The sequence below is a fragment of the Ornithinibacillus salinisoli genome, from assembly GCF_042684965.1.
Classification (GTDB): Bacteria; Bacillota; Bacilli; order Bacillales; family Amphibacillaceae; genus Ornithinibacillus; species Ornithinibacillus salinisoli.
The window spans coordinates 75,822-91,779 of the sequence record NZ_JBHUMI010000015.1 but is presented as its reverse complement, the minus strand read 5'-3'; the positions used below and the strand labels follow the sequence as shown (position 1 = coordinate 91,779).

Annotated in this window: 17 protein-coding genes; 4 read left to right on the top strand and 13 right to left on the bottom strand. The window is 36.8% G+C overall.

The annotated features are described in order from the left end of the window. Positions 1-61: 61 nt before the first annotated feature. Genes ACFSTA_RS10225 through ACFSTA_RS10200 form a run of 6 tightly spaced genes read right to left on the bottom strand, consistent with a single transcriptional unit; the run spans position 62 to position 5,303 of the window. A complete protein-coding gene (locus ACFSTA_RS10225; RefSeq protein WP_377556574.1) occupies positions 62-1,399 on the bottom strand; it encodes an ABC transporter permease in 1,338 nt (445 codons plus the stop codon). Next, positions 1,396-2,088: an ABC transporter ATP-binding protein gene (locus ACFSTA_RS10220; protein ID WP_377556572.1), complete on the bottom strand. Its 693-nt coding sequence runs from the start codon at positions 2,086-2,088 to the stop codon at positions 1,396-1,398. Before ACFSTA_RS10220 ends, ACFSTA_RS10225 begins: the two co-directional genes overlap by 4 nt. A gap of 15 nt (positions 2,089-2,103) precedes the next feature. Continuing rightward, positions 2,104-3,384 carry a hypothetical protein gene (locus ACFSTA_RS10215; RefSeq protein ID WP_377556571.1) on the bottom strand — a complete coding sequence of 427 codons (1,281 nt, stop codon included), beginning with the start codon at positions 3,382-3,384 and terminating at the stop codon, positions 2,104-2,106. Positions 3,385-3,397: 13 nt separating this feature from the next. Next, positions 3,398-4,231, bottom strand: coding sequence for a hypothetical protein (locus ACFSTA_RS10210; protein WP_377556570.1), 834 nt, complete (start codon positions 4,229-4,231; stop codon positions 3,398-3,400). Continuing rightward, entirely contained in the window at positions 4,228-4,917 is a 690-nt protein-coding gene (locus tag ACFSTA_RS10205; protein WP_377556569.1) for an ABC transporter ATP-binding protein, read from the bottom strand. The genes ACFSTA_RS10210 and ACFSTA_RS10205 overlap by 4 nt, the downstream gene beginning before the upstream one ends. Positions 4,918-4,928: 11 nt before the next feature. Continuing rightward, positions 4,929-5,303, bottom strand: a complete 375-nt coding sequence (locus tag ACFSTA_RS10200) for a GntR family transcriptional regulator (RefSeq protein WP_377556568.1) — start codon at positions 5,301-5,303, stop codon at positions 4,929-4,931. A 212-nt stretch (positions 5,304-5,515) separates the two neighbouring features. Here ACFSTA_RS10200 and ACFSTA_RS10195 point away from each other — a divergent pair, with 212 nt between their 5' ends. Beyond that, positions 5,516-6,283, top strand: a complete 768-nt coding sequence (locus ACFSTA_RS10195; protein WP_377556567.1) for an exodeoxyribonuclease III — start codon at positions 5,516-5,518, stop codon at positions 6,281-6,283. Positions 6,284-6,295: 12 nt separating this feature from the next. Further along, entirely contained in the window at positions 6,296-6,685 is a 390-nt protein-coding gene (locus ACFSTA_RS10190; protein ID WP_377556566.1) for a hypothetical protein, read from the top strand. 227 nt (positions 6,686-6,912) lie between these two features. Here the strand turns inward: ACFSTA_RS10190 and ACFSTA_RS10185 are convergent, their stop codons facing one another. The 4 genes from ACFSTA_RS10185 to ACFSTA_RS10170 form a co-directional block, all read right to left on the bottom strand. Beyond that, a complete protein-coding gene (locus ACFSTA_RS10185) occupies positions 6,913-7,860 on the bottom strand; it encodes an MBL fold metallo-hydrolase (protein WP_377556564.1) in 948 nt (315 codons plus the stop codon). Between the two features lie 50 nt (positions 7,861-7,910). Then, on the bottom strand, positions 7,911-9,188 hold the full coding sequence (locus ACFSTA_RS10180) for an alpha/beta hydrolase family protein (protein ID WP_377556563.1): 1,278 nt from the start codon (positions 9,186-9,188) through the stop codon (positions 7,911-7,913). Positions 9,189-9,270: 82 nt separating this feature from the next. Beyond that, positions 9,271-10,629 (bottom strand): tripartite tricarboxylate transporter permease, encoded by a 1,359-nt coding sequence (locus ACFSTA_RS10175; RefSeq protein ID WP_377556562.1) that lies wholly within the window; start codon positions 10,627-10,629, stop codon positions 9,271-9,273. 3 nt (positions 10,630-10,632) lie between these two features. Further along, a complete protein-coding gene (locus ACFSTA_RS10170; RefSeq protein ID WP_377556561.1) occupies positions 10,633-10,887 on the bottom strand; it encodes a hypothetical protein in 255 nt (84 codons plus the stop codon). A 181-nt stretch (positions 10,888-11,068) separates the two neighbouring features. Between ACFSTA_RS10170 and ACFSTA_RS10165 the strand changes: the two genes are divergently transcribed. Next, positions 11,069-11,683 carry a spore coat protein gene (locus ACFSTA_RS10165; protein WP_377556560.1) on the top strand — a complete coding sequence of 205 codons (615 nt, stop codon included), beginning with the start codon at positions 11,069-11,071 and terminating at the stop codon, positions 11,681-11,683. A gap of 182 nt (positions 11,684-11,865) precedes the next feature. On the opposite strand, the gene ACFSTA_RS10160 is transcribed toward ACFSTA_RS10165, so the two are convergent. Both ACFSTA_RS10160 and ACFSTA_RS10155 read right to left on the bottom strand, forming a co-directional pair. Continuing rightward, positions 11,866-12,042, bottom strand: a complete 177-nt coding sequence (locus ACFSTA_RS10160) for a hypothetical protein (RefSeq protein WP_377556559.1) — start codon at positions 12,040-12,042, stop codon at positions 11,866-11,868. Positions 12,043-12,060: 18 nt separating this feature from the next. Further along, positions 12,061-14,013: an aconitate hydratase gene (locus tag ACFSTA_RS10155; RefSeq protein WP_377556558.1), complete on the bottom strand. Its 1,953-nt coding sequence runs from the start codon at positions 14,011-14,013 to the stop codon at positions 12,061-12,063. Between the two features lie 155 nt (positions 14,014-14,168). Here ACFSTA_RS10155 and ACFSTA_RS10150 point away from each other — a divergent pair, with 155 nt between their 5' ends. Continuing rightward, positions 14,169-14,963, top strand: a complete 795-nt coding sequence (locus ACFSTA_RS10150; RefSeq protein ID WP_377556557.1) for a TIGR00266 family protein — start codon at positions 14,169-14,171, stop codon at positions 14,961-14,963. Positions 14,964-15,012: 49 nt separating this feature from the next. Here the strand turns inward: ACFSTA_RS10150 and ACFSTA_RS10145 are convergent, their stop codons facing one another. Then, positions 15,013-15,885, bottom strand: coding sequence for a YitT family protein (locus tag ACFSTA_RS10145; RefSeq protein ID WP_377556556.1), 873 nt, complete (start codon positions 15,883-15,885; stop codon positions 15,013-15,015). Positions 15,886-15,958: the final 73 nt, after the last annotated feature.

Below are 15,958 nucleotides of genomic sequence, written 5' to 3'. Positions count from 1 at the left end.
AAGACAAATATATAAAAATGTGATTGGATCAAATTTTAGAATATCCAATCACATTTTCCATTTATATTTCTCTTCTCATTGCTTTTAACACATCAATTTGTGTTGCGCGCTTCGCTGGACGCAATCCAGATAGCACCGTAACAAATAGACAGATCCCTACTGCTATAAATACGAGACTTATTGGTATAGACGAAAACTGTAATCCTTCTGGCATGTCTTCTTCAAAGGCCATTTCAATAATCAGTGGAAGACCAACATTCACTAAGAAACTAACTCCATAGGCTACAATTGTACCGATAATTGCTCCAATAATCCCAATGTAGCTACTTTCAAATAGAAATATTTGCTTAATCGTTTTCGGATTAGCACCAATTGCTTTCATAATTCCAATATCTGGCGCACGTTCTGTAACGGCCATTGTCATCGTATTATAAATACCGATAGACGCAATGATAATCGCAATCGTACCAACTAAAATTAATCCCGCTTTAGCAATTGTAAATAGCATATTTATCTGTTTCATTTCATTGACAACAGAATATATTGCATAATTTTCCGATTTCAGTTCATCAGAAATCTCTTGAACCTCTTCTAAATTAGTCGCATATACGGTTACTTCATCAAACGTATTCGTACTTTCTTCTTCAACGTCCTGTGGGTCTACACCTAATTCCCCTCCAGGTGTACCAGTAAATTCCTGAACTTCTGTATATACATCTTGAGAAATAAACACACTTTGATCTTTCATCCATTCTCTTGATGGCTCTTCTAATACTCCGACAATTGTTAACGGAATAGTCTCTGTTACCTCTTCCTTATCCACTTGCTTTCGCACAGTCATTTCAATCGTTCTATCCAGTAAATTATCTTGATATAAATATTCTTCTTTTATCTCTCCGCTCTCTTCATCATAGACATTTTCACCCTCGGTGATGTCAGTTAAGTAGTCCCTAAAATGATACCCTACTATTATTTCATTCTCATTTTTTGGCAATCTACCCTCGTTTAACTTAATCCCTGACTTTTTTTCACTCGCAAAATCAGTTGCATATGCCATTGCTTCTGCCTGGTATGATTCCAATGTAAATGTAGGAATTTGGCGAAGTTGATTTCTTTTCGTTACAGCTTTAACTCCAGCCACTTTCTCTAAATAAGATATATCTTCCATTGTCAACGAACGATAATTATCCCCTTCTTCATAGCCATACACATCAATCTTTGTAACAATCTGCTCTTCTAAAGTATCCTGCACTACTGACTCTTGTAATCCATAGCCTACTGATGCAAGTACGATAAGGAAAGTACAACCCATTGCAGTAGCTAGTATGGTCATCATCGTTCTAACTCTATTTTTCTTAATGTTTTGTCTTATAAATTGAAATTGATCTTTTAGCCTCATATCGATTCAGCCCCTTCAATAAGTTGTCCATCACGAATCGTAATGGTGCGGTGGCCGATACGTGCTACCTCTTCATCATGTGTAATAATCAAAAATGTAACTCCTAATTCTTCATTTAGTTGTTTGATAAATTGTAAAAGTTCTGTTTCGGTTTCGCTATCAAGACTACCGGTTGGTTCATCTGCGAGGATCAATGGTGGTTCCAATATTAATGCTCTCGCTATACTCACCCGTTGCTGTTGACCTCCAGATAGCTCGCTTGGATAGTGATCCTTAAAACTTTCCAACCCTACTTTTTCTAAAATTTCGATTGTTTTCTGCCCTCTTTGCTCCTCAGTCTCTCCCTTTAAAATGAGTGGAAGTTCAATATTTTGATAAGCAGTCATAGTGGGAATCAGTTGAAAGCTTTGAAAGATAAATCCCATATGATTCAAGCGAAAATCTGCAAATTTAGCTTCTGATAGGCTAGTAACTTTTTGATCACCTATCCATATCTCTCCCTCTGTTGGCCGTATAAATCCACTAATTAAATTTAATAGAGTTGATTTTCCTGAGCCACTCTTTCCAACTACGGAAACAATTTCACCTTTATCCACATGAAAAGTAATATCCTTTAGGACCGTTAATTTAGTTGTGTTCCCTTTCTTTCCTAGTTCAAAATGATGACTAAGCTGTTTTATTTGTATCAAAAACATTTCCCCCAATTATTTAGTAATATCAATTTCATTAATATATAATTTATAGTTCGATTGAACTGAATCCGGGTCGGTCCTCTCAAGTATACCTTCATATAATAGTTCCTCTGATTCTAGATCCGAGATTATAATGGTATTCCTTTTTTTATTATTCTCATCAAAATTAGCAGCAACAATGTACATTTTGTCATTTGCAACTTTAATAAATGGCTCTAATTCTTCTATTGTCACTAGATCAAATGTTTGTTTAGAGGATATTTCTTCATTTTCAATATGATAAGAAATAACTTCTAGCCCTTCCTCTGTTGTATTTAATAAGTAAATGGAGCCATCATAAACAGATATTCTAGCGCTATCGATTAATTCTTGAAGCTCAGTAGGTAAAGAGAGCTCTTCGGTTTCACCAGTTTCAAAGTTATATGCATACAAGGTAACTTTTGTAGTTCTCATCCCATTTGGAGATTCTTCTGTTTCCATGACAGAACTGTCAGCAGCACCTTCCTCTTCGTCAACTATTTCCTCCTCTAGGACCACTTTTTTCAATAGAAAATATTTTTCCGAATTGACATCAGCTGTACTGTATAACGGAGCTAGTTCTGTCTGACCATTACCATCATCATCCCGAGGTATAGAATGAAACGTTTCTGTATCTTCTAGTTTTTTTGAAGCTATATCAAAGGAAAAAACGTGTATTTCTGTTGCATCAAGTCTATCTTGGCTACCATTTGGATGAATTAGCGTCACAACTTTTAATTTTCCATTAATGACTTGGACATCTTCCACACCAAGATAGTTATAATCTTCACTTTTTGGTACATTCAATTGAATAGAAGTCGTTTCCTCGGAGTCCTTATTCAATACGTCAATATCAAATACAAACTTTGTCGGCTCATAATCATGATACTTCCAATCTATTTCTGCATAAGCTAAAGTTGATGAATCCTCGTAATATGAATTTATTGTTTCCTGCTTTCCTCGCATAAAGTTTCGATAATCCTTTTGATACCTTTTAATTACTGCAGAGCGGTTCGAACCAGCTAAGTATTCTAAGAATGAAGCTTCACTATGATAGAATGTTTCATTGTTAGTTATATCTACACGCTCATATAACCCTGACTCACCTGACTCTGCCCGTATTGTAAGATCTTTTAACTCTTCCTCACTACCACTTATATGCTTAAAACTAAACTCTGGATATTTACTAGATGCTACAATGGATTGAATATAGAACGTACTAATTGTAAGCACGATAACTGATACAATAGAAATTAACTTCCAATACCGTTTCATTTTCATCCTCCTATCACACTCTTATTCTTTTCTTTAACAAATAGGCGCTGACCCAGATTGATCCAGCTATAACAATAAGACCTGTAATCATCTCAAGGACAAATAATTCGATTGGATAGAAAAATTCCTGTAAAATAAAGGACTCTATAAGTATAGGTGAAAGAAATACCAATACGGATACCCCACCATATAACAATCCAAAGAATATTCCCTTCCAACGAAAACTACGCTCGAATAATATTGCTGTAAACAAGACTAATACAGCTGCGAACCCAGTCCCATAGTAAATCAGAAATTCAATAAACGTATTTGGAAAAAGAATATTTAAATGATAAAAAGTAGATATTATCTCATGAATAGATAAATCTAGTCTAAAATCGATAGGTACAATCAACTGCAAAATTCTACTCTCTATTGGAAACAGTATAAGTTGAACAGAAACTAGACCTAATACGAATAGTAAGATCGTAGTTGCTTTTGCTAGATATACATTTATTCGTGCAGTTGGAAGCATTAATAAGCGATAAATAAACGTATTCTTACCCAGCCAATCACGGTACCAAATAAATAATACATATATGGTCAACGTGGCGATACAAAGGGCAATAGGTCCCGAAAACCATAATGTTTGGACAACTAATTCAAAAGACATTCGACCATATTGTTCTAAAAAAGCTTCCTTTGGCATTAATTCTTCATAAATTAATTCATTGGCCCGGCTTAAGTATTGATTAGCCCGAACAATAACCCCAATTATTTGTGAAACAATCGTAACGCCTATCAAAACAAGGTAAATCTTCATAAACCGATTCAATTCGAAGTTAACTAATTTCAAATATCTATTCACGACCGATACACCTCTCTCATTACATCAATGACGGACTTCCCTTCTTTTTCACGGACCTCTTCTGTGTTGAATTCTTTTATCACAACACCTTCATCTAGTAAGATGACCTTATCAATCAAGTGCTCAATATCATTTATTTCATGCGTAGTTATGATAACGCCGCGGTCCTCAATCAAATGGCTAGTAAATACTTCAGCAATTTGTTCTCTGCTAAAAATATCGATCCCCGAAAATGGTTCATCCATTAATACATAATCCACATCCATTGCCAAGCCTAGTAAGAGATTTACCTTTGCCGTATTTCCCTTCGAAAGATTTGCAATTCGTTCATTCCGATCCAACTTGAAAAAAGCTAGCATTTCATCTGCTCTTACTTGATTCCAACAATCATAAAAATCCTCCATAAATTGCATGGCTTCTGAGATTCTCATTTGTGGTAGCATCGTAATCGCATCCGGTATGAACGTGATTTTTTCATAACTTCCTTTATGAATTTCTTCTCCGTTGATTAGAATTTGTCCACTGTTAATAGGTGTTAATGCCATAATCGCATTCATAACTGTTGTCTTACCTACACCATTGATCCCTATTAGGCAAGTAATTTCACCTTTTTGAGCTGTAAAGGAAATTCCTTTTAACACTGGTTTTCGACCGAATTTTTTCGTGATCTCTTTCACTTCAATCATGGGTATCCCTCCTATTCTTCAACTTGTTTCTCATAGTTTTCTTTTACTAAATCTAAGACTTCATGTAACGGAACATTAATGGAACGAACAGAGGTGATAAAAGAATCAACCGCCTGCAGTATAAGCTCTTCCCTAACTGCATGTAATACCTGTTCATCTTTTGTAATACGACTTGGTAAATTCCGTTCGGTGTAAATCAATCCTTGTTCCTCCATTTCTTTATACGCTCGCTGCGCGGTGTTTGGATTAATCTTCAATTTATTTGCAAGCTCTCGACGAGACAGGATCTCTTGTCCAGGCTCCAAGCTACCTGTTGCAATTTGTTCCTTAAAATGTCGAATAACCTGAATATACACAGGATCCCGGTTATTAAAATTCACCTTCATTGCCACAACTCCTAATCATTCATGATGAGGTCACATTCGCCTGTGTATTAATCCATTAATACACTAGAACCAAAAAAATATGTACTAAGTGCTTAATACACTATCTGAAATGTATTATACGCTTAATACACTTTCTGTGTCAACAAGCTTTTTATTAATATGTTAAAATAAAAAGGAAATGTAGCTTTTACTTAGAAGGAGAATTACCATCAATGAAACTCGTATCGTGGAATGTAAATGGACTTCGAGCATGTGTAAGAAAAGGATTTTTAGATTATTTCCATAAAATCGATGCAGATATTTTCTGTGTACAAGAAACAAAACTACAAGAGGGTCAAATTCAACTAGATGTAGAAGGGTATTATCAATACTGGAATTACGCAGAACGAAAAGGTTACTCTGGAACTGCGGTTTTCACAAAGAAGAAACCACTATCAGTAAACTATGGATTAGGTAATGATTCATCTCAAGTAGAAGGTAGAATCATAACATTAGAGTTTGATTCCTTTTATTTAGTTAATGTATATACACCTAATTCACAACGAGATCTGGCCCGTCTAGATATCCGCTTAGAGTGGGAGGATCGCTTTTTAGAACATATAAAGACACTAGATGCAATGAAACCCGTTGTTTTATGCGGAGATTTGAATGTTGCCCATCATGAAATAGATTTAAAGAATTACAAAACCAATCACGGAAATTCCGGTTTTACGAAAGAAGAACGGGGAAAAATGACGAGGTTATTAAATACTGGATTTGTAGACACTTTACGGCATTTTCATCCTGAAACAGAAGGTCTGTATACTTGGTGGTCCTATATGAAAACGGTTCGGGAAAGAAATATTGGCTGGCGAATTGATTATTTCATCGTGTCTAATCGGTTAGAAAATTACTTGATAGACTCCCAGGCTCATACCGAAATCTATGGGAGCGATCATTGTCCCATTATATTAGAAATGGAAGCACCCAAAAATCATTAGGAGGGGAAGTTATTGCATTCGTATAGTAAAACATTATTACGCTTTTCAGCAATTTTTGCATTAGTTGGTGCATTTTTAGGCTCACACATGGCTGGTGCAGGAAGTTATGCATTTAAAACGGTTCATGCTCATATTCTTGTTGTTGGCTGGTTAACCTTATTTGCCTGGGCAGTGTATTATAAGCTATTTACACCTGCAAATAAAATCATAGCTCTTCTCCATGTATGGACAGCCATTATCGGTGCTATCGGACTAACATCTGGCATGTGGTTCTATTATCTTAATCCATTTGATTTCGGCAATACCTTTACTACTGTATTCTTTATTATTGGTGGAACTACTTTATTAATAAGTTTTGCATTATTTGCCTTGTTAACGTTTATGAAAACAGATGAAAAATAATCGAAGGTTACTATTCAGTTCATTTCAATTACGAAATAAGATTAAAGTCAGCAACTTGTAGAATATAACGCATTAAAAGAAGAAGGAATCATTCAGATGGAATTGCAAGATACATTTTGGGGAGCAAAACATGCGAATGTAAAGGATAGAAATGGAATTGCATGGGAACTTAACTTTCAAAAGTAAAAATAGTGCCAATAGATTATGCAATCTATTGGCACTATTTTTTATTGCTTCAGCTTTTGAAAGTAATCAATGATACCTAACGCACTAACTTGCATATCCAAATTAATCAAGATATACACCTCATGCTCATCATCTACAGCATGATCACGCAAATATGATTTAACCCGTTTTAATAATCTACTAGAAAGTTCGTCGTACCCTTTCCCCTCAGCGACAACTTGCTCTCCTTCTTCAACAAATACTTCCAACCATTCCGACACTTGTATTAATGCTTTCGTCGTTTTTTCCGTCATTCCAAAATGCCCATAATAAATGCGGTCAAGATTCCGATCAAGCATTCGTTTAATTGATGATTGCATGGCACTCGGGTCAAAGTGGTTCGGTGAAGTGGAAGGCAGAAACAGATCGATTCCCTCACGTATCAAGTGTTCATACCTTATACCAACCGTATCTCCAGTAAACATGCCCTTACTTATTGGATCATAGATACTGAGGTGATGCTTCGCATGTCCTGGAGTATCTAAAAACTGTAAGGTACAATTTGATCCGATTGAAAGTGTATCCCCTTCTCCTTTTACTAACAATCTATGTTCTGGAACAGGGATTATGGGATCAAATAGCTCTGAAAAACTATCCCCGTAAATTGCTCTTGCTCCTGCAGCCAGCTTTCTCGGGTTGATTAGGTGCCGCTCTCCTCTCGGGTGCACTACGACTTTTGCATTAGGGCACTGTTGTAATAATAATCCCGCTCCTCCTGCATGATCTAAATGAACATGTGTAACAACAATATACTTTACTTGATCTAGTGAAAATCCTAGTATATCTAATGCCCTTTTAATATGCTTAACCGATGGACTTGGACCAGTTTCAATAATGGTTAGTTCTTCTTCATTAATGACATAACTACCTGTACGATCTGCGACACCTAAATCAAAACCGTCGATTAAATAGATTCGATCATCTATTTGAATTGGATCTTTCAATTGCATCTATTTTCCCCCTATTCTCTAGAAATCATTATCATCATGATAGCATATTTTTACTTTAGAAAATTAATAATTCCTTCAATTACTCCTTCTGTCAATGGAAGTTCTGGATTAGAGTAGGTACCCAGATTACCTTCTCTATCACTTGGAGCATCCTTTAAAACATGATTCATTGATTCATATAGCAATAAATCAGAATCTGCTTTTGCATTATGTAGCAGTTCAGCATCCTGCACAGGGACTTGCAGATCATTCTCTCCATTAATAATCAACGTAGGAATTTCCAATTTCTTAATTTCTTCTGCTCGATCATATTCCATCCATGATGCAGTAAATGGCTGTACAGATGGTCGGAATAGACTTTGCAGCTCAGGGCTAACTTCAGTAATCTGTTTGCCTTGCTTCATTTCCTTCATTATCTCTTCACTTTCATGTAGAAGATCCGCTGATAATTGATCTTTCAGTTGTTCATATAATACTTGATCAATTGGACGGCCTGCTCCGGCTATCGAGATAAAATGACTAACTCCTGTTTGCTGAGCTGCTAGCATGCCAACTAAAGAACCTTGACTATGTCCTATAATTCCAATCTTAGAAAAAGATGGATCTTTTTCTAGTAGTTCAACCCAATCTATTGTGTCCTCTACAAACTGTTCAAAACGCATATCTTCTTCTGGCATGATACTTATTTGGTTTTTACCAGCACCTCGTTTATCATATCGAACACTTGCAATACCTTCTGCAGCAAGTCCTTCTGCTAACAATTTCAAACTGTTATTTTCACCAGCTGAAGTATTACCATTGCGATCTGTTGGGCCAGATCCCGGAATAATTATTACAACAGGGAATGGCCCATCTCCAACCGGCGTTTCCATTTCACCATATAATGTACCGTACGAAGTTTCTATCTGTACAAATTTTCCCTCCTCATCAGTTGCTATCGTACTTTCACCTTTTGTCAATTGAAATGGAAATGACTGGCCATTCTGCTTAAAGGTACCAGAAATCGCATCATCACTAACTTCCCCTTCAAAGGTTATGTATTGATCTTGAATCTCCATGATTAATACGAAATGACCTTCATCCTTTAATTCAACTGTAGATAAAGGGAAGTTTTTTACACCTTGAACAGGAATACTTACAGTTCCTGTCATACCCTCCTCTTGCTCAAAATACATTTGTATAGCTAACGGCTGACTAGGTATAGCAATTTCCCCAGTCCAATTTCCCTCTAGCGCACTATCGATTTCGGCCTCATCTTGATCATTACTACAACCAAATAAAGTCACAATCATAATAAAAATACAAAGTATACATTTCTTCACGTTCATCACCTCTACTCCTATACGAATAGAAACTAATCCATGTTTCAAAAAAAGAGCACTAACTATACGCTAGCACTCTGTAGATCGTTTAGAAAAATAGTGACACAAGCCATGGTGCTGCATATAGAGTCATAAATTGAACACCATAATTAACTCCTTTTCGGTGCAAAAATCCTGCAACAAGTCCAACAAGTAGGACACCAAAAATATTGATAATCCCTGCGTCCATATAAGAAAGCATTAACACAAGACCAATAAACAGCCCCAGCATCGCTTCATGTGGAATATATTTAAACACAAAGCCACATATTTGCTGTGCATACTTAATAGTAATATAAAACGTAATACTTATAGCTACAACGGAACCAATTATTGTTGCTACAACAAAATCCCCCATTGTAAGCATATGATGAATATTATTTTCTGGTGTGAATACAGGCGGGGCATTAAACAAGGCACCACCGGGACCGATTGCAGTTGGTGATAATGGTAACCCAATAGCAATAAGTGGTATTAGTGTACCTGCAATATATGCTGCATTTGTTAACCCATCCATGCTGGATACTGCACGTGCAGCTCTTTTTACAGGATCTTTTATCCTACTTGTTAATGTTTCCCCAAGAAAAATAGTCATTCCTACGGGACTCATAAAAAAAGTCAATACACCAAACAAGGAAGCGAGTGAGGAAGTTCCAACTTCTTTTTTATCTAATATCTTGAATGGATTAGGGAACCCTTTTTCTACTTTTCTTTTTGTTAAAGTAATCTCTTTAATTCCGTATTTAGGTAGATTTTCTCTTACTTTTCTACGAAGTAATTCCACTAATTTAAGAATAACAGGACCTACTGTAATTCCAAGAAAAAATGAAGTAAAAACTGTCTTATCTTCTGGAACAACACCAATTTCCCAGTAAAGGTGTCGTAACCCTTGAATTAAGAACGCAAATGGAATAATCGATAAAAGTGCGAACCAGCGATTCTTTGTCATTAACGCTAGAAAAATTGCTCCACCTAAAAATACTTGATTTGCATATTGGGAAAGCGTGTCCCCGAACGGGAGAATAAAATTAGCTAACAGTAAGCTTAATGGAACTGCGATAATCGTTCCTATCACTGATCCTGATGCCATTTTTCGAATACTCATCTCTGGCATTCCGTGTTTTTTAAGCACCATCGCATGTTCAACCATCGGTGCAGACATAACACCACCAGGTATCCCAGCAATAGCAACCGGAATCGAATCGGTTAATTTTTTGGCAACAATTGCTGATATAAAAAAGGTCAATATGACAATTGGTTCAAAACCTGTTAATACTAAAACCATAGTTACTGGTGCAAGTACAGCAGTTTCATCTGTTCCTGGCGCAATACCAATAAGTGTATACACTATTGTTCCAATCAAGGAGGCTGTAACCATTTGAAGAATTAATAGAAGATCTAATTCCATGGATTATTCCTCCTCTTTCACGTAACGAAAAGTTCGTTTCGGTTTAATTAGTATACTACTAATAATAAATCCAATTACCGCTCCAATTAATCCAAAAATAAGTGGTTTTGGTGGTTCGTTGGGAGCAATTAAGTACGCCCCAAGGGTCGTTACACTACAGATGATCAGACTTATCATTAAATCCTTAATATGTACAAGATCTTCCCAAACCTCTATATTTTCTTCGTCCTGATTTGCTCTTACATCTCTATTTGACATAGCTTTCTCCTTTAATCTCAAGCTTTAACTTTATTCATTATACAATGAGATATTTCGCAACTAAAGAAATTTGTGGGTATATCTAAAAAAACGAAAGCAACGTTTTACTTTTACACCATAGTGAATAATTTATTTGCTTAAGATAAAAAATAGTGATGACTAAATTTAAGGAGGCTATAACGTGAACAATCAACAACAAAGTCAAAACCTACAAGGAACTTCACAAATGCCAGCCCAGCAAAGTCATGGAGGGCATGAATTATTTGATTCACATGAAGCAATCAGTGGATTAATAGGGGGCATGGAACAATACCTTCTCTATGATCAACATGTACAAGATCCAGAATTAAAAACGATGTTAGGTCAGCATAAAACCTTTTTGACTCAGTTATATAACACATTGGTAGAAACTTTAAAGACTGGTCAAGAACCAACTGTGCCGACACAAACTTATAATATGGCACAAAGTAATGATGTCATTTATGGTATGCAACCATCACAACCGAAAGCACCTGCACAATCCGTAAATGAATTAAACGATCAATGTATTTCTAGCTTCATGATGGGATGTCTAAAATCTTCAGCGTCTTCCTTTACAATGGCTGCATTGGAATCCACGAATCCAGTTATGAGGAGAGTATTTCAAGATAGTATTCCAAATCTCATCGAGATGGCGTATGAAGTTTTCTTATATCAAAACAAAAATCAATATTACCAAGTACCACAACTTAAACAACAAGATATGCAAAATTACATGAATAGCTTTGCCCCGATTCAAGGTCAAATGCCACACTAAATAAGATAAGGGTGTCCCTCATATGTGGAACACCCTTTTTTATTTATGTTTTGTTGCTCGGAACTGTCCGATGTTTGCTTGGAACTGTCCGATGTCTGCTCGGAACTGTCCGATGTTTGCTTGGAACTGTCCGATGTTTGCTCACGGCATAAGCCATCGAGCAAACATCTACATCACATGATCTAATCTAATAAACGATTATTCTCATCTACCTCCATGACTCTTGCAGTAGTTGAAGCATCCGCCCGATTATAGATTCCGTCACCGTTACAGACACTGCATCTATATTGCCAACCTTCTTGGTCAGCTAGTATGCCAGTTCCATCACATGCTTTACATCTTTTACTTCCATCAACCATTATTGCTCCTCCTTTCTCTTAAGATGTTATTTTTTTATCCTTCACCCAATTGATGATTCCACCTTTTAACATAATGTCAATTTGGCGCGGGGATAGTGCATGCCTTACTTTTATCTCTTGATTTTTACCTTTAACACTTAAATTGAATTCATTTCCTTGTTTTACTTTTTCACGTAATCCAGTTGCCTCAAGTACGTCTCCTTGCTCCAGCAAGTCATAGTTCTCTTCATTTACAAAGGTTAGCGGCAATACTCCAAAATTAACTAGGTTTTGCCAATGTATTCGTGCAAAATCCTTTACTAATGCAACTCGTAATCCAAGGTATCTAGGAGCAAGTGCAGCATGTTCTCTACTTGACCCTTGCCCATAGTTAAACCCACCAACAACTGCATGACCACCTTTATCAACGGTATCTTTCCCTCTTTGATAATACGTTTCATCAATAATTTCAAATGTAAATTTACTAATTTCAGGGAGATTGCTTCGGTAAGGTAATACGCGTGCTCCTCCAGCAAGAATTTCATCGGTAGAGATGTTGTCACCCATCTTTAATAAAATTGGAATCTCAATTTTATCAGGCATTTCATCCATCTCAGGGATTGAAGCAATATTTGGTCCTTTTTCCAACTTCACATTTTTAGCTTCCTCATATGGTAATGGCTCATCAAGCAAATTAACATCTATTGTTGGATTCTTCGGATCTTTAACTCTCGGGTATTTCATATCCAGAGTTCTTGGATCGGTAATCTTTCCGGTTAAAGCTGAGGCAGCAGCAGTCTCCGGGCTACAAAGGAAAACACTATCTTCTCTCGTACCAGATCTTCCTGGAAAATTTCTTGGTGTTGTTCGAAGACTGTTCTTACCTGATGCTGGTGCTTGCCCCATACCGATACAACCATTACACCCTGCTTGATGCAACCGACCACCTGCTGAAAGCAAACTAGCAATATGACTTTCCTTCACCAAATCTGTTAGCATTTGTCTAGACGTTGGATTAATGTCAAATGATACACCGTCAGCAATATGCTTATCTTTAACAATTTCAGCAGCTACAGCAAAATCACGAAATCCCGGATTTGCTGATGATCCAACATACGATTGGTATATTGGCGTACCAGCTACATCTTTTACCGGAACTACATTTCCTGGACTAGAAGGTTTCGCTATTAGTGGTTCAATTTCAGACAGATTTAACTCTTCATTAATGTCATAGGTTGCATCTTTATCAGCAACTAATTCCGTCCAGTCATCCTCACGTCCTTGCTCTCTTAAGAATCGTTTTATTTCGTTATCCGATGGAAAAACGGTTCCCGTCGCACCTAATTCAGCTCCCATATTAGCAATAACATGACGGTCCATGGCACTTAAAGATTTTAAGCCTGGACCATAGTATTCAATTACTTTTCCTACTCCGCCTTTTACGTCATGACGTCGAAGAAGCTCAAAAATAACATCCTTCGCACTTACCCAATCTGGTAGTTCACCGGTGAGTTTAATTCCCCACACTCTCGGCATTTTTACATAAAATGGCTCTCCGGCTATTGCCAAGGCAACGTCTATACCTCCTGCGCCCATTGCCAACATTCCCATACAACCATTTGCACATGTGTGACTATCGGATCCAAGGAGCGTTTTACCTGGTTTCGCCAATCTCTGCATGTGAACTGGGTGACTTACACCGTTACCAGGCCGACTGTGATAAAGACCAAACCTCCTCGTAGCACTATGTAAAAATAAGTGGTCATCTGGATTTTTACTATCCTCTTGAATCAGGTTATGATCCACATACTGCGCAGATGCTTCTGTTTTCGCCCGGTCCAAATCCATTGCTTCCAGTTCAAGCATGACCAACGTACCTGTTGCATCTTGGGTTAACGTCTGATCAATTTTCAACCCAATCTCTCTCCCGGGTGTCATCTCCCCAGAGACTAGGTGGTCTTTAATTAATTTTTGAGTAATATTCAGTGCCATTTCATTTCCTCCTAACTTAAAAGTGTATACTTTTGTATACTGTATTAGTTTATGGAAAAAATCGTATAATTATTTGTAAGTATTGTCATAAAGTTGAATCTTTATGGAACCTTTATCGTAATACTTACAAAAATCAATGGAGAGGATTGATAAAAATGAATAATCATGAAATAGACTACAAGCTATACGGCGATGACATGCAATTTGTCGAAGTGGAGCTCGACCCGCAAGAAACAGTTATCGCTGAAGCAGGCAGTCTGATGATGATGGATGATCACATACGTATGGAAACAATATTTGGGGATGGGTCTAATCAAGGTGGCGGTCTTATGGGCAAGCTCCTAGGTGCAGGGAAACGCGTTCTTACAGGTGAGAGTTTATTTATGACTACATTTACTAATGAAGGAACTGGGAAAAAACATGTTTCATTTGCTTCTCCATATCCCGGTAAAATTATTCCGATGGACTTAAGTGAGATTAATGGAAAGCTAATTTGTCAAAAGGATGCATTCTTAGCTGCCGCTAAAGGCGTTGCCGTTGGTATCGAATTCCAACGAAAAATTGGCACTGGCTTTTTTGGTGGGGAAGGATTTATTATGCAGAAGCTAGAAGGAGACGGCATGGCTTTTGTTCATGCAGGTGGCACAATACATAAAAGGGAACTAGGTGTTGGAGAAACCTTGCGTGTTGATACTGGTTGCCTCGTTGCAATGACTGGAGATATTGATTATAACATTGAATTTGTCGGCGGTGTGAAAACAGCATTATTTGGGGGAGAAGGTCTATTTTTTGCCACTCTACGTGGTCCTGGTACAGTTTGGATTCAATCTCTTCCATTTAGTAGATTAGCTAGCAGAGTATTCGCAGCTGCCCCAGAACGCGGTGGTTCCAAGGGAGAAGGCAGTGTAGCTGGAGGATTATTTGATTTATTAGGCGGAGATCGCAAATAATCTCTATAATAGAAAATCGCACCTCGAATAATTCAGGTGCGATTTCTTTTTATAATTTCTGTCCATAATATTTATCCAGTGAAAACCCTCTACCTAATATTTCAGAAGCATTAATAAATATCACAAAAGAGTCTGGTTCTTTCTGCTGCAATAATTTCTTTAAATACACTGCTTCTGGTTGCTCTGCAACGCATAGTATCATGGATTTATTTTTATTAGAATATCCACCGACAGAGCGTACTTTAGTTAGCCCACGATCGATTCCTTCACGTATAAGAGACTGAATCTTCTCTTCTTCTTCTGTAATGATTAATATTAATTTCGAGGATGATGTTCGTAGTTGCACGACATCGATAGCCTTACTACATATATAAATCGTCATAAGAGCAAAAAGCGTAAGTTCAAGATTAAATACAATAATAGAAGAAATTACAACAACACCATCGACAATTAATTGTGAATATCCACTTGAAATACCAGTAAATTTCTTTACAATTTGCGCAATCGCAGCAGTGCCTCCTGTTGAACCATTTCCTTTATAAACAATTCCAAGACCGACCCCAAGAATAATCCCACCATAAATTGCTCCTAAGATTGGATTGGTAATCGTATAAGGAATATCCTCACTTAACCAAATGATAAAAGGAACCCAGAATGTTCCAACTAAGGTTTTACCACTAAAATCTTTCCCTAATGCAAACCACCCTATAATAAAAATGGGTGCGTTAATAAAAAATTGTGTTAGCGCGGGACTCCACATATAGAGTTCAAATAAAATAGTACTTATTCCTGATATACCTCCTGCAGCTAACTTTGCAGGCAATAAAAATATATTATATGATAAAGCTACTAATGTAGCACCAAGTATTGTATACAGATATTCAATTGTTGTTTTATTAATTTTTTGTTTCAACTTCCCCATGATGTAATTTTCCTTTCCGTAAAAATGAACACAAAGTTAATTTTAACACAGTCATAATGCTTTTAGGGCTTTT